The 20,230-nt window shown below is 68.2% G+C and carries 18 protein-coding genes; 8 read left to right on the top strand and 10 right to left on the bottom strand.

What is annotated here, in order from left to right:
- Positions 1–110 precede the first annotated feature (110 nt).
- The 8 genes from RT97_RS03460 (at position 111) to RT97_RS03495 (ending at position 7,970) form a co-directional block, all read left to right on the top strand.
- Positions 111–1,442 (top strand): MFS transporter, encoded by a 1,332-nt coding sequence (locus RT97_RS03460; protein WP_042577390.1) that lies wholly within the window; start codon positions 111–113, stop codon positions 1,440–1,442.
- 153 nt (positions 1,443–1,595) lie between these two features.
- Complete coding sequence (ltnD, locus tag RT97_RS03465; protein WP_042577391.1) at positions 1,596–2,516, top strand: L-threonate dehydrogenase; 921 nt, start codon at positions 1,596–1,598, stop codon at positions 2,514–2,516.
- Between the two features lie 18 nt (positions 2,517–2,534).
- Positions 2,535–3,554: a D-erythronate dehydrogenase gene (gene denD / locus RT97_RS03470; RefSeq protein ID WP_042577392.1), complete on the top strand. Its 1,020-nt coding sequence runs from the start codon at positions 2,535–2,537 to the stop codon at positions 3,552–3,554.
- Positions 3,555–3,557: 3 nt separating this feature from the next.
- Positions 3,558–4,829, top strand: a complete 1,272-nt coding sequence (gene otnK, locus RT97_RS03475) for a 3-oxo-tetronate kinase (protein WP_042577393.1) — start codon at positions 3,558–3,560, stop codon at positions 4,827–4,829.
- On the top strand, positions 4,826–5,491 hold the full coding sequence (locus RT97_RS03480) for a class II aldolase/adducin family protein (protein ID WP_042577394.1): 666 nt from the start codon (positions 4,826–4,828) through the stop codon (positions 5,489–5,491). Before otnK ends, RT97_RS03480 begins: the two co-directional genes overlap by 4 nt.
- Before the next feature lie 12 nt (positions 5,492–5,503).
- Positions 5,504–6,322 (top strand): 2-oxo-tetronate isomerase, encoded by an 819-nt coding sequence (gene otnI, locus RT97_RS03485; protein ID WP_042577395.1) that lies wholly within the window; start codon positions 5,504–5,506, stop codon positions 6,320–6,322.
- Positions 6,319–7,515, top strand: coding sequence for an amidohydrolase family protein (locus tag RT97_RS03490; protein WP_042577396.1), 1,197 nt, complete (start codon positions 6,319–6,321; stop codon positions 7,513–7,515). Before otnI ends, RT97_RS03490 begins: the two co-directional genes overlap by 4 nt.
- Positions 7,512–7,970, top strand: a complete 459-nt coding sequence (locus tag RT97_RS03495; RefSeq protein WP_042577397.1) for a RidA family protein — start codon at positions 7,512–7,514, stop codon at positions 7,968–7,970. Before RT97_RS03490 ends, RT97_RS03495 begins: the two co-directional genes overlap by 4 nt.
- A 137-nt stretch (positions 7,971–8,107) precedes the next feature.
- Here RT97_RS03495 and RT97_RS03500 read toward each other — a convergent pair whose 3' ends face one another.
- The 10 genes from RT97_RS03500 to RT97_RS03545 form a co-directional block, all read right to left on the bottom strand.
- Positions 8,108–8,758 carry a TetR family transcriptional regulator C-terminal domain-containing protein gene (locus tag RT97_RS03500; RefSeq protein WP_042577398.1) on the bottom strand — a complete coding sequence of 217 codons (651 nt, stop codon included), beginning with the start codon at positions 8,756–8,758 and terminating at the stop codon, positions 8,108–8,110.
- Complete coding sequence (locus tag RT97_RS03505) at positions 8,755–9,720, bottom strand: PDR/VanB family oxidoreductase (protein WP_042577399.1); 966 nt, start codon at positions 9,718–9,720, stop codon at positions 8,755–8,757. Before RT97_RS03505 ends, RT97_RS03500 begins: the two co-directional genes overlap by 4 nt.
- A 20-nt stretch (positions 9,721–9,740) precedes the next feature.
- Entirely contained in the window at positions 9,741–10,331 is a 591-nt protein-coding gene (locus tag RT97_RS03510; protein ID WP_042577400.1) for an NAD(P)H-dependent oxidoreductase, read from the bottom strand.
- A 153-nt stretch (positions 10,332–10,484) separates the two neighbouring features.
- Positions 10,485–11,513: an ABC transporter substrate-binding protein gene (locus RT97_RS03515; protein ID WP_042577401.1), complete on the bottom strand. Its 1,029-nt coding sequence runs from the start codon at positions 11,511–11,513 to the stop codon at positions 10,485–10,487.
- 65 nt (positions 11,514–11,578) lie between these two features.
- Positions 11,579–12,943, bottom strand: a complete 1,365-nt coding sequence (locus tag RT97_RS03520; protein WP_042577402.1) for an FAD-binding oxidoreductase — start codon at positions 12,941–12,943, stop codon at positions 11,579–11,581.
- Positions 12,944–12,947: 4 nt separating this feature from the next.
- Entirely contained in the window at positions 12,948–13,823 is an 876-nt protein-coding gene (locus RT97_RS03525) for an ABC transporter permease (protein ID WP_042577403.1), read from the bottom strand.
- Positions 13,807–14,616 (bottom strand): ABC transporter ATP-binding protein, encoded by an 810-nt coding sequence (locus RT97_RS03530; RefSeq protein ID WP_042577404.1) that lies wholly within the window; start codon positions 14,614–14,616, stop codon positions 13,807–13,809. The genes RT97_RS03525 and RT97_RS03530 overlap by 17 nt, the downstream gene beginning before the upstream one ends.
- A gap of 159 nt (positions 14,617–14,775) precedes the next feature.
- Complete coding sequence (locus tag RT97_RS03535; protein WP_042577405.1) at positions 14,776–15,597, bottom strand: creatininase family protein; 822 nt, start codon at positions 15,595–15,597, stop codon at positions 14,776–14,778.
- Positions 15,598–15,741: 144 nt separating this feature from the next.
- On the bottom strand, positions 15,742–18,357 hold the full coding sequence (locus tag RT97_RS03540; protein ID WP_042577406.1) for an autotransporter family protein: 2,616 nt from the start codon (positions 18,355–18,357) through the stop codon (positions 15,742–15,744).
- Positions 18,358–18,493: 136 nt separating this feature from the next.
- The gene (locus RT97_RS03545) at positions 18,494–20,119 is read right to left on the bottom strand and encodes an MFS transporter (RefSeq protein ID WP_042577407.1); all 1,626 of its coding nucleotides are present in this window, start codon (positions 20,117–20,119) and stop codon (positions 18,494–18,496) included.
- Between the last annotated feature and the right edge of the window lie 111 nt (positions 20,120–20,230).

Genomic DNA, 20,230 nt, shown 5'->3' on the forward strand with positions numbered 1-20,230 from the left:
TGTATGATGACCTGACAAATCAAGAGGCGTCCGCGTTTTCATGGCGACGGAACGACCTCGCTCCCTCATCCAGGCTTTCTCATCCAAAGCTGCAAGCGGACTTCCCTGTCATGACTCCAACCCTCCAGGCCGGCGCGCCTTCGGCCATGGCCGACCTGCCCGCCGACGCCGCGCTCGAGAAGCGCGCCTATTCCAAGGTTTTCTGGCGTCTCGTTCCCTTCCTGATGCTCTGCTACGTGGTCGCCTACCTCGACCGCGTGAACGTCGGCTTCGCCAAGCTGCAGATGGGGCAGAACCTGGGCTTTAGCGAAACGGTGTTCGGCCTGGGCGCGGGCATCTTCTTCCTCGGCTACTTCCTGTTCGAGGTGCCGAGCAACCTGCTGCTCAACCGCGTGGGCGCGCGCATGTGGATCGCCCGGATCATGATCACCTGGGGCATCCTCTCGGCATGCTTCGTGTTCGTGGAGACGCCCACCAGCTTCTACATCCTGCGCTTCCTGCTCGGGGTGGCCGAGGCCGGCTTCTATCCCGGCGTGATCCTCTACCTCACGCACTGGTATCCGTCGCACCGGCGCGCGCGGATCATCGCGGTCTTCATGTCGGCGATTCCGGTGGCGGGCATCTTCGGCAATCCGCTGTCGGGCTGGATCATGGACGCGTTCCACGGCGTCTCGTCGATGCACGGCTGGCAGTGGATGTTCATCATCGAAGCCATTCCCGCGGTGCTCGTGGGCGTGATGGTTCTCTTCTATTTGGACAACGGCATCCAGCAGGCCCGCTGGCTCTCGCCCGAGGAAAAGGCCCTGCTCACCCACGAGGTCGAGCGCGACCAGGCCCACGGCGCCAAGGGCCCGCACTCGGTGGCCGCGGTGTTCCGCGATGCGCGCGTGTGGTGGATGGCGCTCATCTATTTCGCCTTCGTCATGGGCCAGTACGCGCTGACCTTCTGGCTGCCCACGCTGGTCAAGGCCACGGGCGTGCAGGGCAACTTCAACATCGGCTTGCTGAGCGCGATTCCGTTCCTCTGCGCGATCGTCGCGATGAACCTCTTCGGCCGCAGCGCCGACCGCCGGCAGGAGCGCCGCTGGCACCTGATCGTGCCCGCGATGATGGGCGCCGTCGGCTTCACCGTGGCCGCCTCGTACACGCAGAACACGGCCGTGTCGCTCGCCTTCCTCTCGCTCGCGGCCGCCGGCGTGCTGACCTGCGCGCCGCTCTTCTGGTCGCTGCCTACCGCCTTCCTTTCGGGGACGGCCGCGGCTGCGGGCATCGCGGCCATCAATTCAGTGGGGAACTTGGCGGGCTTCGTGAGCCCGTACCTCATCGGCTACCTGAAGGACCTCACGGGCAGCACGCAGATCGGCATGTACGTTCTGGCTGCGGCCCTCGTCCTAGGGGCCATCGGCGTGTGGCTCACGCCCAAGCAACTCGTCAATCGCTGATATGAGCTCACCCCCAGTCTTCGCGCACTTCGTGTCGCTTCGCCAATCCCCTCGCCGGGGGCAACACCAGCGGCCCGGCAAAGCCGGTTCCGCGGTGTTTCGCGAACAGGGAATGCCGTGCAACCTTCCAGAAACCAGATGGAGCCCAAGTCAATGAACAACGAAAACACCCCCGTCGTCGGTCTCGTGGGCCTCGGCGCCATGGGCAGCGGCATGGCGCAATCGCTGCGCCGCGCGGGCCATGCGCCGCACGTGTTCGATGTGCGTCCCGGCGTGGCCGAAGCCTTCGCGCGTGAGGGCGGCACGGCCTGCGACACGCTCGCCGCGCTCGGCGCGCAGTGCGACATCGTGGTCAGCGTCGTCGTCAACGCGGCGCAGACCGAGTCTGTGCTGTTCGGCGACGGCACCACGCCCGGCTGCGCGGCGTCGATGAAGCCCGGCAGCCTCTTCGTGATGTGTTCGACCGTCGATCCGAACTGGTCGGTCGCGCTCGAAGCCCGCCTCGCGGCACAGGGCATCCTTTACCTCGACGCACCGATCTCCGGTGGCGCCGCGAAGGCCGCGAGCGGCCAGATGACGATGATGACCGCCGGCACGCCCGCCGCCTACGCCAGGGCCGGCGCATTGCTCGACGCAATGGCCGCCAAGGTCTACCGCCTGGGCGACTCGGCGGGCGCGGGCAGCAAGGTGAAGGTCATCAACCAGCTGCTGGCCGGCGTGCACATTGCCGCCGCCGCCGAGGCGATGGCTCTCGGCCTGCGCGAAGGCGTGGACCCGGACGCGCTCTACGAAGTCATCACGCACAGCGCGGGCAACAGCTGGATGTTCGAGAACCGCATGGCGCACGTGCTCGCGGGCGACTACACGCCGCTGTCGGCCGTCGACATCTTCGTGAAGGACCTGGGGCTCGTGCTCGACGTGGCGCGGGCGAGCAAGTTTCCGCTGCCGCTCTCGTCCACCGCGCACCAGATGTTCATGCAGGCATCGACCGCGGGATTCGCGCGCGAGGACGACAGCGCGGTCATCAAGATCTTCCCGGGCATCGAACTGCCCGCCCCGAACAAGAAAGCCTGAAGAAAGCATTACCAGACCATGAACATCCTCATCACCGGCGGCTGCGGCTTCCTCGGCGCACGGCTCGCGCGCACGCTGCTCGCAGGCGGCCCGCTCGCATTGGCCGGCGGCGCAGCCAGAGCCATCGCGCGCATCACGCTGGCCGACCGCGTGCCGCCGCCCGCCGACCTCGCATCCGATGCGCGCATCCAGTTCGTGCAGGGCGACCTGTACGAGCAGGCCGGCAACGGCGCATTGCCGCTGGCCGACACCGATGCGGTCTTCCACCTGGCTGCCGCCGTGAGCGGCGAATGCGAGGCCGACTTCGACCTCGGCATGCGCAGCAACCTCGACACCACCCGCGCACTGCTCGACGCCTGCCGCCGCGCGGGCCATGCGCCGGTGTTCGTGTTCTCCAGCTCGGTGGCCGTGTTCGGCGATTCGCCCGAGCAGCGCCTGCCCGCGGTGATCGAAGACACGACGCTCCCGACGCCGCAGAACAGCTACGGCATCCAGAAGTTCATCGGCGAACAACTGGTGGCCGATTTCACGCGCAAGGGCTTCGTGCAGGGGCGCAACGTGCGGCTCATGACGGTGTCGGTGCGCCCGGGCCGGCCCAACGGCGCGGCCTCCAGTTTCCTGAGCGGCATGCTGCGGGAACCACTGGCCGGCGAGCGTGCACGCTGCCCCGTGGCGCCCGAAACGCCGGTCGCGCTGGCCTCGCCCGGCAACACCGTCGCAGGCCTCGTGCGCGCGGCCACCGCGAGCGCCACCGAGTGGGGCGCACGCACCGCCATCAACTTGCCCGCGCTGACCACCACCGTGCGCGAGATGGCCGATGCGCTCGAACGCATCGCGGGCAAGGACGCCACGGGTTTGATCGACTGGACGCCCGACGCGCAGGTCGCCAAGATCGTGACCAGCTGGCCGAGCCGCATCCACGCTGCGCGCGCCGAGGCGCTGGGCCTGAAGGCCGATGCGAGCTTCGATGCCATCCTGCGCGACTACGTGCGCGAGAACCCGCAGGCGGTGAAACTGCCTGTCGCTACCAAGGACTGACCCATGGGCAAGCTAGTGCTCGGCTGCATCGCCGACGATTTCACCGGCGCGACCGACCTCGCCAACAACCTCGTGCGCGCAGGCATGCGCGTGGTGCAGGCCATCGGCGTGCCGGCCACGCCGCTCGATGCGGACGTCGATGCGGTGGTGGTCGCGCTCAAGTCGCGCACCGTCGCGCCGGCCGAGGCCATTGCGCAATCGCTCGATGCACTGCGCTGGCTGCAGGCGCAGGGCGCGCGGCAGGTCTACTTCAAGTACTGCTCCACCTTCGACAGCACGCCCCAGGGCAACATCGGCCCGGTCACCGAGGCGCTGATGGACGCGCTGCAGTGCGACTTCACCGTCGCCACGCCCGCCTTCCCCGACAACAAGCGCACTGTGTTCAAGGGCTACCTCTTCGCGGGCGATGTGCTGCTCAACGAGAGCGGCATGCAGAACCATCCGCTCACGCCGATGACCGATGCGAACCTTGTGCGGGTGCTGCAGGCGCAGTGCACGCGCAAGGTGGGGCTGATCGATCACGCCGTGGTGGCGCGCGGCGTTGCGGCGATCACCGAGCGCATCGCGCAACTCAAGAGCGAAGGCATCTCGATCGCCATCGTCGATGCCGTGTCGAACGACGACCTGCTGCGCCTCGGCCCGGCGCTTGCGAAGATGCCGCTGGTCACCGCGGGCTCGGGCGTGGCCATCGGCCTGCCGGCGAACTTCGGCCTTGCCCCTTCGTCGCAGGCCAGCGCATTGCCGGCAGCGGGCGGGCTGCGCGCGGTCGTGTCGGGCAGCTGCTCGCTCGCCACGAACCGGCAGGTGCTCGACTTCATCCAGCGCGGCGGTGCGGCCTTGGCGATCGATCCGCTGCGCATCGCGGCGGGCGTCGATGTCGCGGGCGAAGCGCTGGCCTGGGCCGAGCCCCTTGTCGGCAAGCAACCGGTGCTGGTCTATTCGACAGCCGAGGCCGGCGCCGTGAAATCGGTGCAGGGCAAGCTCGGTGTCGAAGAGGCCGGTGCGATGGTCGAACGCACCATCGCCGCCATCGCACGCGGCCTCGTCGACCAGGGCGTGCGCCAACTGGTCGTCGCGGGTGGCGAAACCTCGGGCGCGTGCGTGCAGGCGCTGGGCATCGCGCAGATGCAGATCGGCCCGCAGATCGACCCCGGCGTGCCGTGGTGCCACGCGCGCGCCGAGGCCGCGCAGGGTGCGGGCGTGCACATCGCGCTCAAGTCCGGCAACTTCGGCGGCGACGATTTCTTCACCAAGGCCTTTACAGTGCTGGCATGACCGAGAACCAAGCGCGCGAAGAAATCTGCCGGGTCGGCTGCAGCCTGTTCGAGCGCGGCTACGTGCATGCGACGGCGGGCAACATCAGCGTGCGGCTGGACGATGGCTTCCTCATCACGCCCACCGATGCCTGCCTCGGTTTTCTCGATCCAGCGCGGCTTGCGCGGCTCGATGCGGACGGCATGCAGACCGGCGGTGACCGCGCCAGCAAGACCATCGCGCTGCACACGCGCATCTACGCCGCCGCGCGCAAGTTCGATGCGCAGACGGCCTGCGTGATCCACACGCACAGCACGCACTGCGTCGCGCTCACGCTGAATGCGCCGGGCGACGAACTGCTGCCCGCGCTCACGCCGTATTTCGTGATGAAGGTCGGCCACGTGCCGCTCATTCCGTACCACCGACCCGGCGCGCCCGAGGCGGCAGAGCAGGTGGCGCAAGCCATCGAACGCTTCGGCGCCGCGGGCAAGCCCCTTCGCGCCGTGATGCTCGAACGCCTCGGCCCCAACGTGTGGCACGAGACGCCGGCCTCAGCCATGGCCGTGCTCGAGGAACTCGAGGAAACCGCCAGGCTCCAGATGCTCACCGGCGCCGCAAGGCCCGCGCCGCTGGCTGCCGATCAGATCGATGAACTGCGCACCGCCTTCGGTGCGCGCTGGTAAGAAAAGCAACCCATGCCTCAATTCGCCGCCAACCTCTCGATGCTCTATCCGGAGCTCGATTTCCTCGACCGCTTCGATGCCGCCGCCAAGGACGGCTTCAAGGCCGTCGAGTACCTGTTCCCCTATGCCTTCGCGAAAGAAGAGATCGTCGCGCGCCTGAAGCACAACGGCCTGCAGCAGGTGCTCTTCAATGGCCCGCCCGGAAATTGGGACGGTGGCGAGCGCGGCCTCGCGTGCCTGCCCGGGCGCGACGCCGAGTTCCGCGAAGGCATCGCCAAGGCCATCGACTACGCCGTGGCACTCGACTGCCCGCGCATCCACGTCATGGCCGGCCTCGTGCCGCAAGACCTGCAGCGCGATGCGGTGCGGCCCGTGTACCTGGACAACCTGCGCTTTGCCGCCGAAGAAGCGGCGAAGGCCGGCCGCGACGTGCTGATCGAGCCGATCAACACGCGCGACATTCCCGGCTTCTTCCTCAACCGACAGGACGAAGCCCACGAGATCGTCGAGACCGTCGGCGCGCCCAACCTCAAGGTGCAGATGGACCTGTACCACTGCCAGATCGTCGAGGGCGACGTGGCGATGAAGATCCGCAAGTACCTGCCCACCGGCCGCGTCGGCCACCTGCAGATCGCCGGCGTGCCCGAGCGCCACGAGCCCGACATCGGCGAGCAGAACTACGGCTATCTCTTCGACGTGATCGACGAAGTGTCGAAGCAGAGCGGCTGGCAGGGCTGGGTCGGCTGCGAGTACAAGCCCAGGCGCGGCTCGGAACCCGGCGGCACTTCGGCGGGCCTGGGCTGGCTGCGCGCACTGCAGCAGCGCGCATGAAGCTAGAGGCGCTGCGCATTCCGGCGCCGCTGCGCGGCTTTGCGGCGGGCGATGCGCAGGTCTTCGACGTCACGCTCGATGGCGACAAGGTCGCGGCCATCGTGCCCAGCGCCTCGCAGATGCAGGCACGCGGCACGCTGCTGAGCGCGCTGGTCGAGGCGCACGCACACATCGACAAGACCTACACGGTGCAGGAAGTGGGCGCGGCACAGGGCAACCTGTTCGCGGCCATCGAGCGCATGGAGAAACACCGCGCCGGCTGGACCGGCGAAACGCTGCGCCTGCGCATGGAGCGCGCGCTGCACGACGCCTGGCAATCGGGCACGCGCGCGCTGCGCACGCACATCGACTGGGTGCAGCCCGAGCCGCCGGCCGCGCTGGCCGTGTTCGAAGCACTGCGCGAGGAATGGCGCGGCCGCGTCGAACTGCAGTTCGTCTCGCTCACCCCGCTCGATGTGTTCGCAGACCTCTCGGCCGGCGAGCGCATCGCCAGCGAAGTGAAGCGCGCGGGCGGCGTGCTCGGCGCGTTCGTCTACCGCAACGAAGGCATCGTCCACACGCTGGGCCGCGTGTTCGATCTCGCGCAGCACCACGGCCTGGGACTCGATTTCCATGTCGATGAGGGGCTCGATGCCGAAGCCACCGGTCTTCGCAGCATCGCCCAGCTCGTGCGCGCGCGCGACTTCAAGCGGGGCGTGGTCTGCGGCCACTGCTGCTCGCTCTCGATGCAGGACGACGCGGTCGCCAACGAAACGCTCGCGCTCTGCGCCGGCGCGGGCCTTCACATCGTCGCGCTGCCGACCACCAACCTCTACCTGCAAGGCGCCTGGGACCGCACCCCCGTGCCGCGCGGCATCACGCGCATCCACGAGGCGGCGGCACGGGGCTTGCGTGCGAGCCTGGCAACGGACAACGTGCAGGACGCCTTCTATCCCTACGGCAGCTACGACCTGCTGGAGACCTTCGGCCTGGGCGTGCAGATGGCGCACCTCGCGCCCGCGGGCGAGTGGCTCGATGCGATCACGGTCAACCCCGCCAAGGCGCTCGGCCTCGCGTGGGACGGCCGCATCGCGCCGGGGTGCCCCGCGGACCTGGTGCTGCTCGCGGCCACCGGCGAGCATGAGCTCATCGGGCCGCGCGGGCGCCAGCGCACTGTCATCCGTGCCGGTCGAATTCTGGAGAAAACACTATGAGCATGGGCAAGCCAATGGCCAACTACGCCGCCGCGAAACGCGTCGGCGATTTCGTCTTCATGAGCGGCGTGGTCGCGGTCGATCCGGCCAGGCGCCGAGCGGTCGCAGGCTACGACGACATTCCCGAGGAAGCCCGCACCGCCCTGCAGGGCGTGGGCTACGCCACCGGCCAGATGTCGGTCGATGTGTTCGAGGCGGCCATCGTCGCGCAGAGCTGGTTCGTGCTCGAGCGCATCCGCCAGATCGCGGCCGAGCATGGCGGCACGATGGACGACGTGGTCAAGCTCGTGCAGTACTTTCGCCACCTGCCGCACTACGCGTTCTACAACCGCGTGCGCGGCCTCTTCTATCCGGGCGAGCCGCCGGTGAGCACGGTGGTCGAGGTGTCGCGTTTCCTGCCGGGCGACGAGGTGCTCGTCGAAGTCGAGGCGACGATGTACTTGCCCCGGAAATGACCCACCGTTCGGGCTGAGCGGAATCCGCCGCAGCCGACAGCCACTGACCGTTCGGGCTGAGCCTGTCGAAGCCTTGCACGGCGCTTCGACAAGCTCAGCCTGAACGGCCGGTGGAACAAGATGCCCGGCCAAGGAGGCTACTTGACCCCCGCCCCCTTCAGCAGGAAATCCGTCACCTGCTCGATCAGGTAGCGCCGGTCCTTGTCGTCGCCGTCCTGCGCGGTGTTGCGGAAATACGCGGCCTGCGTCGCGTGGTCCGCGTAGAACTGCGTCACCGCCCAGATGTGGAACAGCACCAGCATCGGGTCGGCCTTGTCCATCAGGCCCTGGTTCATCCAGTTCTGGATCACCGCGGCCGCCTGGTCGGTGCGCGCCTTGCTCGTGTCCATCATCGTGTTGAGCACCGGCGCGCCGCGCATCATCTCGGCGGTGAAGATGCGCGAGCGCAGCGGGTGCTGGAACGAGAACACCATCTTGCGATGGATCAGGTCGCTGAGCACCTTGCGCGGGCCGAAGGCCTCGTCGCTGAAGCCGAACACCACGATCCAGTCGTTCAGGATGTCCTGCAGCACCAGCCGGTAGAGCGCTTCCTTGCTGTCGATGTAGTAGTGCAGCTGCGCCTTCGAGAGCCCGGCCTTGTCGGCGATGGCCTGCGTCGTTGCACCGGCCAGTCCTTCGCTCGCGAACACCTCGATGGCGGCCTGGTAGATGACGCCCAGCACCTGCGTGTACTTGCGCGAGCGCCCGCGCGTGGCGGGTGCGTCGCTTTCGGCTTCTTCGACACTCACAGCTGCAGCACCAGTTCGAGGCCTTTGGCGCGCGAGCAGCACAGCGCCACCTTGCTGCGCCGCTCGGTGCCGGTGAGGCAGAAGTCGCGGTGCTCCGCGCCTTCTCCGTCGCCTTCGACCACGCAGGTGCCGCACAGCCCCTGCTGGCACGAGACGGGAATGTCGATGCCCACTTCGTGCAGCGCATCGACGGCGGTCTGGTCGGCCGCGACCGGCACCGAGATGCCGCGCTGCGCAAGCTTCAGCGTGAAGGGCAGGCCGGTGGTGGTGTTGGCGTCGGTAGGCGCGGCGAAGTACTCGGTGTGCAGCGCGTCTTCGGGCCAATCGGTCCCTGCGGCCGCGTCGCGCACCGCCTGCATGAAGCCGCCCGGGCCGCAGACATAAAGGTGCGTGCCCGGCGCGCGCTCGGCCAGCAACGCCTGCAGGTCGATGCGTTGCGACGCGTCGCCCTGGTCCAGGTGAAGGCGCAGGTGCGGCGCGAGCGCGGGATCGCGCAGCGCATCGGCAAACGCCAGATGCTCTTCGCTGCGCGCGAACACGCACAGCGTGAACGACGCACCGCGCGCCGCGAGTGCCTGCGCCATCGCGAGCAGCGGCGTCATGCCGATGCCGCCGGCCATCAGCAGGTGGTGCGCGGCCTCTTCGCGCAGCGGGAAGGTGTTGCGCGGCGTACTGATCGCGATCAGGTCGCCCTCGCGCACGCGCTCGTGCATCGAGGCCGATCCGCCGCGGCTCGCAAGCTCGCGCTTCACGCCGATCACATATGAAGGCGCATTCGACGGCGCCCGCGCCAGCGAGTACTGCCGCGAGAACCCGCCGGGCATGTGCACGTCGATGTGCGCGCCCGCCTCGTACCCCGGCAGCGCGCGTCCCCACGGATGCGCCAGCTCGAAGGCCAGGATCTCCGGCGTCTCGCGCGAGATGCGTTCGACGCGGACGGTCAGCGTGCGTTCGAGGCTCATGGTCTGGGTTCTCCCTGCTTCTAGATGTTTTGCAGCTTGCGCGAAACGCGCTCGATGAAATGCGTGCGGTCGCGCGCGGTGACGGCGTTCATGTCGTGCAACTGCAGCCAGGTCACCTTGCAGCGCCAGGCGAACAGCGCGCGCAACCCGCGCGTGAACAGCCGCCGGCCCGGGTCGCCGATCACCTTGACGAACCAGCGCGGCGATCCGCCCGTGGTTACCACCGTCAGCCGCCGGATGTGCCGCATGCCTGACCTCGCGAGCTGGCCCTTGCGCTCCGCGGGCAGGAAGGCCACGCCCGGGAGCCACACCCGCTCCAGCCAGCCCTTGAGCATCGAGGGCGGTCCGTGGAACCAGGTGGGGTAGACGAACACCAGGTGCTCGGCCCAGAGCAGCGCTTCGACATGCGGCTTCACGCGTTCGCGGATGAGGTCGGGGTTGTCGAGGTAGGCGATGCGCTCTTCGCAGGTGAGCGTCGGATCGAACCCCTCGGCGTACAGGTCGATGGCCTTGACGGGATGCCGCGGCTCGAGCGCTTCGAGCGCGGTGCGGTAGAGCGCGTGGTTGAAGCTGTCAGGGTTCGGATGGCAATGGACGACGAGCGTTTTCATGAGAGGGCCGGTTCGCCTGATCGGCGAGACGGGGTCAGAGCCCAGGGAACAAAAGGCCGCGCGGTGCCTTATGGCAACCCAGGCGCCGGCATCTGACCCCGGCGCAAGCCCCGCACGACCCACGGGAGAAATCTCGATGCGAATTCCTGCTTCTTACTTGCCGGTGAGCTTCTTGCGAACGTCGAGACCGACGCCCTTGTTCACGAACTGCGTGGTCACGACCTTCGAGAGCTCGACCTCGCCCGTCTTGTAGAGACCGGCCTTGACCATCTTGTCGTAGAAGTCCTTCACGCGGGCCTCGTCCATCGCGCCGATGCCCTTGGTGAGAGATTCGCCGCTGTCCACGATGCCCATCTTCTTCATGAGTTCGATGGAGCCTTGCGATGCGGCCACGGGCGAGTCGGGGTTGATCTTGGCGATCATCTCGTTGGCCGCCTTGTTGTCGCCGTAGAGGTAGTTGTTCCAGCCGACGATCGAGGCCTCGACGAACTTGCGCACCGTCTCGGGCTTGGTCTTGATGAGGTCCGCGCGCGTCTCGATGGTGGTCGAGTAGGTCGAGAAGCCGTTGTCCGCCAGCAGTTGCACCACGGGATCGAAGCCGGCCTGCGCCTTGATCGACAGCGGCTCCGAAATCGCATAGCCCTGCTGGATCGATTTCTTGTCCGCCAGGAACGGGCCGACGTTGAAGGTGTAGGGCTTGAGCTGCGAATCCTTGAAGCCGTGCTCGGACTTCATCCACTGCCAGAAGCTGAACTGGCCGTCCTTGCCGATGAAGGCGACGGGCGCCTTGGTCATGTCCTTGAAGGTGTCGAAGCCCTGGCCCGGATGGGCGAACATGGCCTGCGGGTCCTTCTGGAAGAAGGCCGCGACCACCACGGTGGGCACGCCGTTCTTCACGTTGTCGAACGACTGCAGCAGGTTGCCGGTCATGAGGAAGTCGACCTTGCCGGCCGGCAGCATCGGCCGGTTGTTGACCATCGGGCCGCCCTGCTGGATGTCGACGTCGAGGCCGTACTTCTTGTAGGTGCCGTCGACCAGCGCCTGATAGAAGCCGCCGTGGCCGGCCTGCGCCTTCCAGTTGGTGGCGAACACCACTTTTTCCTGCGCCTGCGCGGCGAGGGCGGCGCCCGCGAGGGCCAGGCCGAGGACAAGCGGGCGAAGGTGGAAGGCGGGGATGCGCATGGGGACGTGCTCCTGTGGAGGTTTTGAAAAGTACGGGATGCGGAGACTAAATCTTTTCAGCGTCTTCAGCGCTCTCTGGCCATGTCCGGATGCCAGCCGCGCGTTTTTCCGGGGTTCATCAAGCCCATCGGGTCGCTGCGCTTCTTGAACTCGATCTGCTGCGTGTCGATGGTCTTCATGCCGCCGTCCTCGATGGTGACCACATGCGGGTTGAAGATCTGGCAGCCGCCTTGCGACTCGATCTCGCGGATCACCTCGTACTGGTGGGCCTCGCCCTTCCAGCGCACGAGCAGGATGCCGAAGGTGCCGCACTCGCCGCCCGCGCGCGCGAAATCCTGGTGCTGCAGCACGTCGTCGCCGAAGATCTGCAGGTGGCGCTCGACCACCGACGGATCGAACGGCTGCGCGTAGGCGACCTGCAGGTAGGTCCAGCCGCGGTCGGCCTTCAGCGCCTGCAGCGTCGTGTGGTTGAAGGCGCACTCGTAGGCGGGCGGCAGGCCGTCGGCGAGCAGCTCGGCCTCGGTGCCCGCGACGGAGATCGTGCCGCCGTGCGCATCGGCGAGCGCGCGGAACTCGGCCATCGATTCGGGCGAGACCATGGTGAACACCGCATGTTGGTCGATCGGAAAACGGTCGCGCATCGCCGTGTAGTAGGGCGAGAAGCGCGCCTCCACCGTCGAGAGCAAAAAGATGTCGAGCGTCGGCGCCTGCGCCGCGATGCCGAAGTCGAGCGCGCCGCGGTAGGTCTCGAAGAGCACCGTGCAATGCACCCATTCGACCGCCGGGCTCAGCGTCACTTCGACGTCGAGGATCACGCCGTTGGTGCCGTACGCGTGGTGCACCTGCTGGATCTCGTCGCCCTGCAGTTCGATGACGCGAGGCTCGCGCTCGACCGTCATTACGCGTGCGCGCAGCAGGTTGCCGGGGTCGCGCAGGATGCCGTGGCGGAACGACCCGATGCCGCCGAAGCCGCCCGCGATGAAGCCGCCGATGCTGGCCACGTGCCAGGTCGAGGGCCACATGCGCAGCGCCTGCCCGGTCTCGCGCGCGGCGAGGTCGATGTCGTGCATGCGTGCGCCGGCTTCCACGCGCATGCGTCCGTCCTGGATGTCTAGCACGCGGCACATCTGCGTCACGTCGAGCACGATGCCGCCTTCGAGCGGCACGCACTGGCCGTAGTTGCCGGTACCGCCAGCGCGCACGGTGAGCGGCAGCTTCCACTTCGCGGCGACTGCTGCGGCTTGCCGCACGTCGTCCTCGGTGCTGACCTTGACCACGAGGTCGGCCACGCAGCCCGCGAGCTGCGCGGTGAGGATGGGGCTGTACCAGTAGAAGTCTTTCGAGAGCTGCTTGCGCTGGCTCGGCGCGGTGACGAGGTTGAGCCCGCGCAGGTCTTCGCGCACGGCGTCCCAGTCGATGACCGTGTGCATCGGCCTAGCGTTCACGGCGCATTTCGCTTTCGTGCCAGTGGCCGAGCACCATGCGCGACAACGCGGCGAACACGATGAAGATCACGATGCCGAGCAGAGACACCAAGAGCAGCGCCGCGAACATCATCGGGATCTCGGTGCGAAAACTCGATTCGAGAATGCGCGACGCCAGGCCCGTCTCCTTGCCCGCCGTGCCCGCAGTGAACTCCGCCACCACCGCGCCGATCAGGCTCAGCCCGCCCGCGATCTTCAAGCCCGCCATGAAATACGGCAGCGCGCTCGGCGCGAGCAGGTAGCGAAAGGTCTGCCACGGCGAGGCCTTGTAGAGCTGGAACAGGTCGCGCAGGTTGCTGTCCGCGCTCTTCAAGCCGATGACGGTGTTCGACAGGATCGGGAAGAACGCCACGATCCACGCGCACAGCAGCAGCGCCGCGGTGGTGCTCGATACGTAGATCAGGATCAGCGGCGCGATCGCGATGATCGGCGTCACTTGCAGGATCACCGCGATCGGGAAGAGCCCGATCTCCACCCACTTGAAAAGCGCGAACGCGATCGCCAGCAGCACGCCGCCGACGATGGCCGCCAGCAGCGCGAGCAGCGTGAGCTTCACGGTGAACCAGAGCGCGCTGGAGAGCGTGTCCCAGTTGTCGAACAGCGTCTTCAGGATGAGCGAGGGCGCGGGCAGGATGTAGTGCGGGATGTTGTTGGCGCGCACCGTCCATTCCCAGACGAGCAGCAGCAGCGCGACGATGGCCGCGGGCACGACGATGCGCAGCAGCGATTCGCGCCGGCGCAGGCGGTCCTCGTGCGCGCGCAGCGAGGCCTCGGAGGGCGCCGCGTCGGCATCCGCCAGCACCACGGACTCAGTGATCGATGTCATGCAGCGCTCCGTGCAGGGATTGCGACACCGCGGTGCAGTGCGCGTTGTAGCGGCTCGAGGTGCGGAATTCCTCGCCGCGCGGATAGGGCTCGTCGATGCGGATCTCGTCGATCACGCGGCCGGGACGCGCGGCCATCACCACGATGCGGTTCGACAGATACACCGACTCGTACACGCTGTGCGTGACGAACACCACCGAGAAGCGGTGCTCGCGCCAGATGGCGAGCAGGTCGTTGTTGAGCTTGATGCGCGTCATTTCGTCGAGCGCGGCGAAGGGCTCGTCCATCAGCAGCAGGCGCGGGTGCGTGACCAGCGCGCGCGCGATCGACACGCGCATCTTCATGCCGCCCGAGAGCTCGCGCGGGTACACGTCGGCAAAGCGCGAGAGGCCGACCATCTCCAGCACCTGCTGCACGACGGGCGCCGCCGCATCGCGGCTCTGGCCGGCCAGCTTGAGCGGCAGCCACACGTTGTCGAACACCTTGGCCCAGGGCATGAGCGTGGGCTCCTGGAACACGAAGCCCAGGTCGCGGTCGCTCTTGCTGTCCTTGGCCGCGCCGGTGTTGGCGCCGGACCAGTGCATGTCGCCCGAGCTGAGCCGGGTGAGGCCGGCAATGAGCCGCAGCGCCGTGCTCTTGCCGCAGCCCGAGGGGCCGAGGAAGCTGATGAAGTCGTGCTCGCCGATGTCCAGCGTCATGCCCTGCAGCGCGAGCGTGCCGTTGGCGAAACGCTTGCTGACGTGGCGCAGGCTGACCAGCGGCGGGGTGGGGATGGATGGCGTGTGAATTTCCATGGGAGTTCGAATCCGAACGTCAGTGACTCACTGTGCTGCGTGTGGCCTGCAATGCAAAGCCAGACACACCACGGAAACGGCTTTGCCGGGCCGCAGGTGCGTCCCCCTGCAAGGGGGTTGGCGAAGCGACACGAAGTGCGCGAAGACGGGGGGTGAGCTTCATTTCCAGGCGGGTTCGTTGGCGAGGCGCGAGAGCGGGAAGCGGTCCACCTCGTGCAGCAGTTCGACGAAGCGGCGGCCCACATGGTCGAGCACCGCGGCGCCCTTCTCGGCGGTGGCGCGCGTGGCATCGCCGGCCGCGCCCGATGGGTTGATGTCGTGCATCTGCCAGCCGAGCTTGCCGCTGGGGGTGATCGAGAGGAACTTGTTCTCCGCGGCGAGTTGCTCGGTCATCGAACTGAAGTTCTGGAACTGGTCGCGGCGCACGCAGTCGGGCGTGAGGTGCAGCATCACCGAGCTCTCCAGGTCGCCCGCATGGATGCCGTGCTTTCCCTCGTGCGCGGTGAAAAGGCCTTCGGGCAGGCCCAGCGTGTACCAGTTGGCGGCCACGACCATCATGTCGTGCTCCTCGCGCAGGTCGCGCGCGACGATGTCCATCACGCTCATCTGGCCGCCGTGGCTGTTGTAGAGCACGAGCTTGCGCACGCCGGCCTTCGCGACGCAGGCGCCGATGTCCTTCCACAGCGAGATCAGCGTGTTCGCCGACACGGTGAGCGTGCCCGGGTAGCGCGAATGCTCGTTGCTCTTGCCGTAGGGCACGGTGGGGAGAAACAGCACCGGCAGGTCGTCGGGGAGGTGCGGGAGCGTCGCGCGCACCATGCCGTCGATCGTGGCGGTGTCGGTGGACATCGGCAGGTGCGGGCCGTGCTGCTCGGTGGCGCCTACCGGCAGCACGGCGATGAGCCGTTCGCGGTTCAGGCGGGAGAACTCTTCGCTGGTCAGGTCGGACCAGAAGCGGCTGCGCAGTTTGGGCGGATTCATCGGGGTGTACCTCGTGACGCGACGGCCGGATGATGACTTAAATCATCCATTCGGTCAAAAAAAGTAGCTCCGCAATTACCCGTACGCCTGTGCAGCCTTCCGAAGCTGCCATCCAAACCAGATCAACTGGTCAACGACGCACGGCTACCAGCTCAGCCGCATTCCCACCTGTCCCTGCATGCCGGACTGCTCGCCGTCGTTGCCGATGGCCCGCGTATAGGCGAGCCCGCCGTACACCGCCACCGTCTTGTTCACCTGCCCGACCACGCCCGCGCCGACTTCGAGCGCGCTCGCGTTGCGGCGGTTGCCGACCTGGTCGGTCGGGCCGAAGAAGAGCGCGTTGGTGCCGCTGAAGGTGTGCCAGAGGTTGGCCTTGAGATACGGCTTCCAGGTGCCGCCGGCGGCGCTGAAGCGGCCTTCCAGCCGCGCGCCGAGGCGCCCGGTGACGGCGTTGTCGCGCTGGAAGCGCACGGTGGAGAGGCCATCGTCGAAATCGTCGACCGAGCTGCGCTGCCAGATCAGCTGCACCTGCGGCTGCAGCGAGACGTTGTCGCCGAGCGCGAAGGGGTAGCCGGCTTCGAGCGAGGCGGTGATCGTCTTGCCGTGCGGCCGGCCGCCGCGCCCGAGCGTGGACTGCGCCTCGGTCTTGAAGCGCGTGGCCATGAGCACGGCATCGCTGTACCAGCCGCTCGCGGCGACGCGGGTCCAGTACGCGCCGAGGCTGTAGCCCTCCACGCTCAGGCGGCCGGTGGCTGCATTGGTCGCGCCGCCCGCCACGCCGCTGGTGTCGCCGCTTGCGCGCGTGTAGCCGCCGAGCAGGCCGACGCGGTGGCGCCCGCCCGAGGCATCGGTGCCTGCGAGGAAATCGTGGCCCAGCTGAAGCCCGTGGATGTTGCCGTCGAACTGCGGATTCGCATCGCCACGCAGGCGCTGGCGCGTGCTCTCGCCGAACACGCGGCCCCACGACGCCTGTCGGCCTTCGTCGCTTGCAAGCAGTTGCTGGTCGCCCTGCCGGTCGTGAAAGCTGCCCAGCTGCGCGAGCCCGAGCTGGCGCACCACGAGCGGCACGCTGCTGTAGAGCGCCACCTCGGGCCGGTACAGCTTGACCTGCTCGACGGCAGGCGCCGGCGCGCCCGGCACGGTCGGTGTTTCGGCGATGACCTCGTACGCTTCGGCGAGCGAGCCCACCACCACGCCGCCGACCAGGAAGCCGTTGTTGCGCAGGTACCAGTTGTCCGGGTTGTTGCCGGCCGCGCCGCCGCGGAAGAGGCGGTAGGTGTACGCGCCGGCCTCGACCGGCTGCGTGAGCGAGAACGCGCGGTCTGCCGTGGTGCCGCCGTTGACCGTCTGCACCACCAGGATGCCGTCGGCCAGCGTCGGCGCACCCAGGCCCCCGCGGTTGACCACGCGGATCGCGGTGTCCCCCAAGGCCGCGCCGCCGTCGATCACCAACCGGTCGGACGGCGCGTTGTCGCCGGCCAGCACGGTGTTGATCTGCATCAGCGCGCCGTTGCCCAGGTAGTTGCCGCGCACCGTGAAGGCGCCGAAGTTCACGCCGTCGTTCGGGCCGGGCAGGAGCGTGCCCTGGTTCGTCACGTTGCCGGCGAAGGTGCCGGTGCCGGCCACCGTGGTGCCGGGGAGCACGGCGATCACCGGGCTCGTCAGCGTCGCGGGCAGGTTGAAGCGGCCCGACTCGATGCGTATGCCGTCCGAGAAGCTCGCATCGGTGAGCCACGACCATTCGGCGCCGCGCATCGTCAGATTCTGAAAATTGCGGAAGGCGTTGTCCACGGTGCCGCTGCCTTCGAGGAAGGTGTTCGCGATCGCGTTGCCGCCGTCGGCGCCGCCGCGGATGACCGAGCCGGTCTGCAATATCAGCGTGCCGTTGCCGAGGGCGCCCATGTAGATCGCGTCGTTGTTGCCTGCCCCGCCGTGGCCTTCGATGGTGCCCGCATTGACCAGCACGTCGTTGCCGTTCTGGCCGCGGTAGCCGTAGCCGTTGGCGCTCGACAGCAGCGCGCCGGCCCGGTTCTCCACGCGCGAGAAGAAGCTCAGCCCGAGCGTGTTGGCATGCACCGCGTCGGCGCCGCCCGAGGGCGAGTTGGCGCCCGTGGTCGCGATGGTGCCGGTGTTGACGAGCAGGTTGGCCACGAGGTTGCCGCCCTGCAGGTAGACGCCCTTGGCCGAGTTGCCGCTGGTCGTGATGGTGCCGTTGTTGACGACGGTGTTGCCCGGCCCGAGCGTGGAGACGCCGTGCGAGCTGCCGCCCGTGGTGGCGATGGTGCCGTTGTTGGTGATGAGCGTGCGCGTGCTGCTGTTCGACGTCACCAGGATGCCCGAGGTGCCGCCGCTCGTGGTGCGGATGGCGCCGTTGTTGGTCATCTGGTTGTCGTTGCCCGTGGCGACCAGCGCCGCGCGTGCCGAGCCCGAGCCGCCCGAGACGGTGATGGTGCCGTTGTTCGTGAGGGTGCTGGCATCGCGCACCAGGAGGGCCTGCGTGGCGTTGGTGCTCAGCGTGGCGCCGCTGTCCACGGTGATGGCCACGCCGGTGCTGCCCGGCGCGGCGATCACGCTGGCCGAGCCGGTCGTCGCGCCGCTGCAGACCACGCTCTGGCCCGTGCCGGGCGTGGCGGTGGGTCCGCAGGCCGCGCCGGCGGTGCCGCCCGCCAGTCCCGCGAGGGCCGCCGCGAGCCAGGGAAGCCGCGAGAGATGGAATGCCGGAATCCGGCAGGAAGATCGGGCGCGCTGCTCCAGACGCATGTCCTTGCTCCTTCTTGTTCTTGCACGGCCGCAGGGGCCTGGTGCGGCCCATTATTCAGTGCAATTAACAATCGGGAAACCCGCAAACTTCCGTACTCACCCCGGGCGCGGCCCCGTCTGCGGCGGCGGCCGCCCGTCAGCGCCGCACGATGTAGCGCGTGACCACCGGCTGCGTTTCGCCAATGTGAAACGCCAGCCGGCGCTCGCGCAGCGCCATGTCGCTCGCGGTCGCGCGGTTGAACCGGCGCAGGTGATCGGTCCACGATTCGTCCACGATCTGCTCCACGTAGCGGCTGGGCTGCGCGATGTCGTGCAGCAGTTCCCAGCCGATGGCGCCCTGGCTCAGCCGTGCGCGGCGCGTCTGCTGCATGACGATGTGGAAGGCCGCGGCGCGCGCCGGCTCGATGAGGTATTCGACCGTGATCACCACGCGCCCTTCTTCCTGCGGCGCCTCGGCCGGCGGGCCGGCGGCCCAGCCGGCTTCGGCGGGGCTGGTGTCGTCCTCGCCGGTCACGTCGGTCACCCAGCGCAGGGCCGCGAGCATCATCAGCGTGCCGCTCACGGCGGCCACCGCCAGGCTGAGGTTCAGCGCGGTGACGGTCGCCACCTGGCCCCAGATGGCCGCGCCGATCGCGCTCGCACCCATGATGGCCATCTGGTACATCGACATGCCGCGCGCCCGCACCCAGTCGGGCAGTGCGAGCTGCGCCGACACCGAGAGCGAATTGGCCACCGTGATCCACGCCATGCCGCCGAAGAACATCGCCGGCACCGCCACCCATGCATTGGGCGCGAAGGCCATCACCGCCGTGGCGGCCGACTGCAGCAGCGTGCCGCGCAGCACCAGCTGGTCGCGCCCGAGCGCCTGGCGCAGCCGCGGCAGGAACAGCACCGCGATGATCGCGCCCATGCCCATCGCGGCCAAGAGCAGCGTGAAGGTGCCCGCGTCGCCGCCCTTGAGGTTACGCGCCAGCAGCGGCAGCAGCGCGAGCAGCGCCGTCGAGTGGAAAAAGAAGATGGAGATGCGCGTCAACACCGCCCGCATGCGCTGCGACTGCCGCACGAACTGCACGCCCACGCGCATCGCGCTCACGAGCTTCTCGCGGCCCAGCGGATTGGGCGTGTGCTCGCGCCGCCAGCGCAGCACCACGAAGCCCGAGGCCACCGACAGCACCGCGTTGAGCGCGAATACCCAAATCGTGCCGGCGCTCGCGATCAGCATGCCGGCCGTGAGCGGGCCGACGATGCGCGAGGCGTTCATCGCGATGCCGTTCAGGCCCAGCGCCGCCGGCAGCTGCGGGCGCGGCACGAGCTCCGGCACGATGGCCGAGAACACCGGCCAGCGCAGCGCCAGGCCGATGCCGTTCGCGAAGGTGAGCGCCAGCAGGAGCGGCGCGGTCATGAGGTCGAGCGCCAGCGCCGCGCACAGCACGATGGCCGTGCCGGCCAGCCAGAACTGCGTGGCGACCAGCCAGCGCCTGCGATCGAGGATGTCGGCCAGCGCGCCGCTCGGAAGGCCCAGCAGAAAGACGGGCAAGGTGGAGGCCGACTGCACCAGCGCGACCCAGATCGGCGAGGTGGTCAGCGAGGTCATCATCCACGCCGCGGCCACATCGTTCATCCACATGCAGATGTTGGCGATGAGCCAGGTGCTCCACAGCATGCGGAACACGGGGAGCTTCAGGGGCTCGAGGGCCGCGAACTTCGAGGGCTGCGGCCGCGTGGGCGGAAGGGGTGTCTCTTCGGTCGTTATCGGTGGCATGTGGCGCTATTGTGGCGCCGGTGGGTTCGGGCACATGCGCAGGGCACCCACTCTTTCCCTTCCAGGAACACCGCGGAACCGGCTTTGCCGGGCCGCTGTTGCTGCCGCTGG

This window comes from Variovorax paradoxus (assembly GCF_000834655.1).
GTDB lineage: Bacteria > Pseudomonadota > Gammaproteobacteria > Burkholderiales > Burkholderiaceae_C > Variovorax > Variovorax paradoxus_F.

What these genes read in the sequence shown, in the direction of transcription:
- RT97_RS03460 (WP_042577390.1), top strand. Translation starts at nt 111, where the DNA reads ATGACTCCAACCCTCCAGGCCGGCGCGCCTTCGGCCATGGCCGACCTG.
- ltnD (WP_042577391.1), top strand. Translation starts at nt 1,596, where the DNA reads ATGAACAACGAAAACACCCCCGTCGTCGGTCTCGTGGGCCTCGGCGCC.
- denD (WP_042577392.1), top strand. Translation starts at nt 2,535, where the DNA reads ATGAACATCCTCATCACCGGCGGCTGCGGCTTCCTCGGCGCACGGCTC.
- otnK (WP_042577393.1), top strand. Translation starts at nt 3,558, where the DNA reads ATGGGCAAGCTAGTGCTCGGCTGCATCGCCGACGATTTCACCGGCGCG.
- RT97_RS03480 (WP_042577394.1), top strand. Translation starts at nt 4,826, where the DNA reads ATGACCGAGAACCAAGCGCGCGAAGAAATCTGCCGGGTCGGCTGCAGC.
- otnI (WP_042577395.1), top strand. Translation starts at nt 5,504, where the DNA reads ATGCCTCAATTCGCCGCCAACCTCTCGATGCTCTATCCGGAGCTCGAT.
- RT97_RS03490 (WP_042577396.1), top strand. Translation starts at nt 6,319, where the DNA reads ATGAAGCTAGAGGCGCTGCGCATTCCGGCGCCGCTGCGCGGCTTTGCG.
- RT97_RS03495 (WP_042577397.1), top strand. Translation starts at nt 7,512, where the DNA reads ATGAGCATGGGCAAGCCAATGGCCAACTACGCCGCCGCGAAACGCGTC.
- RT97_RS03505 (WP_042577399.1), bottom strand. Translation starts at nt 9,720, where the DNA reads ATGAGCCTCGAACGCACGCTGACCGTCCGCGTCGAACGCATCTCGCGC.
- RT97_RS03510 (WP_042577400.1), bottom strand. Translation starts at nt 10,331, where the DNA reads ATGAAAACGCTCGTCGTCCATTGCCATCCGAACCCTGACAGCTTCAAC.
- RT97_RS03515 (WP_042577401.1), bottom strand. Translation starts at nt 11,513, where the DNA reads ATGCGCATCCCCGCCTTCCACCTTCGCCCGCTTGTCCTCGGCCTGGCC.
- RT97_RS03520 (WP_042577402.1), bottom strand. Translation starts at nt 12,943, where the DNA reads ATGCACACGGTCATCGACTGGGACGCCGTGCGCGAAGACCTGCGCGGG.
- RT97_RS03525 (WP_042577403.1), bottom strand. Translation starts at nt 13,823, where the DNA reads ATGACATCGATCACTGAGTCCGTGGTGCTGGCGGATGCCGACGCGGCG.
- RT97_RS03530 (WP_042577404.1), bottom strand. Translation starts at nt 14,616, where the DNA reads ATGGAAATTCACACGCCATCCATCCCCACCCCGCCGCTGGTCAGCCTG.
- RT97_RS03535 (WP_042577405.1), bottom strand. Translation starts at nt 15,597, where the DNA reads ATGAATCCGCCCAAACTGCGCAGCCGCTTCTGGTCCGACCTGACCAGC.
- RT97_RS03540 (WP_042577406.1), bottom strand. Translation starts at nt 18,357, where the DNA reads ATGCGTCTGGAGCAGCGCGCCCGATCTTCCTGCCGGATTCCGGCATTC.
- RT97_RS03545 (WP_042577407.1), bottom strand. Translation starts at nt 20,119, where the DNA reads ATGCCACCGATAACGACCGAAGAGACACCCCTTCCGCCCACGCGGCCG.